Origin of the sequence: Peribacillus muralis (assembly GCF_001439925.1) — a bacterium.
GTDB lineage: Bacteria > Bacillota > Bacilli > Bacillales > DSM-1321 > Peribacillus > Peribacillus muralis.
In genome coordinates this window covers 312-1,320 of the sequence record NZ_LMBV01000053.1, presented here as the reverse complement: position 1 = coordinate 1,320, position 1,009 = coordinate 312, and the positions used below count along the sequence as shown (strand labels likewise).

1 protein-coding gene is annotated in these 1,009 nt (G+C 33.8%); it reads left to right on the top strand.

Features of this window, described 5'->3' with window-relative positions; translation table 11 throughout:
• Nucleotides 1–13: 13 nt before the first annotated feature.
• Entirely contained in the window at nucleotides 14–256 is a 243-nt protein-coding gene (locus tag ASU00_RS26525) for a CorA family divalent cation transporter (RefSeq protein WP_330219564.1), read from the top strand.
• The last annotated feature ends 753 nt before the right edge of the window (nucleotides 257–1,009 follow it).

Sequence of the window (1,009 nt, the reverse complement as noted above, 5' to 3'; positions counted from 1 at the left end):
ATATACAAGAATTTTGAACAGTATAACGGGGTCATATTCTTCGCTAATATCGAATGAATTGAATAATACAATGAAAACTCTTACGTTATTGACAGTCTTTTTAACACTTCCTACACTTGTATTTAGTTTTTTTGGTATGAATGTTACCTTACCTATTGCTGATCAGAATCCCTTCTCTTGGATGATAATACTGATATTAGCATTAATTTTTATTGCCTTGATCAGATTGGCACTATGGGGAAGGAGGATATCCTAATTTGTTACGTATAAATTAAAAAAGGCAGTCGATTCAAAAATAAATCGGGCTGCTTTATTTGATCTGGCTTCAACAATAAAGCTTGTGCTTAAAGTAAAGGGCTTTAGTTAAACTAGAAATAAGTGTTTTTTAGGTTCTAGGATAAATCTAAGTTATTCAATTAAAGGGCGCGTTTGTGGAATAAGCTCAATAGCTTCTTGCTAACGATCCGTTTATTAGAAAAAAAACCTGGGCACCAAAAAGGTGCCGAATGGGTGCCGAAAACAATATTATTTTATATTGTTGAGTGAATATTTTAGTGGAGAACAAATGTTTTGTTGTGTGCTTTAATTAAGGTTAGATTGTATGATGTGCTCATGTAAAACTCCACAATCTATGGGCGGCATGATGTAATCATCGCTTAAATCCTCTTATAAAGGATTTAACGAGGGTTCAGAAATGAAAGCTCACCAAACATGAGAAAATCTTTAAAGTTGAGGCCTCCCACGGTTTACTTAAACTGGTACCTGTAGTTAGGACACTTGAAAAAGAGTGTTTTATCTACAGGTATTTTTTTATATACTTACATTTCACAATACGGGACAAGGAGACGTCATGAGTAAAATAACATTTTCAGCTAAAGAGATCAAAGCACTCCAAAAGAATTCACATGTACAGCGTGTCAGTCAGAAATCGATCACCTATACTGACGCCTATAAAAATAGATTTAGNGGATGAGTATTTAACCGGTAAAACACCTCGACAAATTTTTAT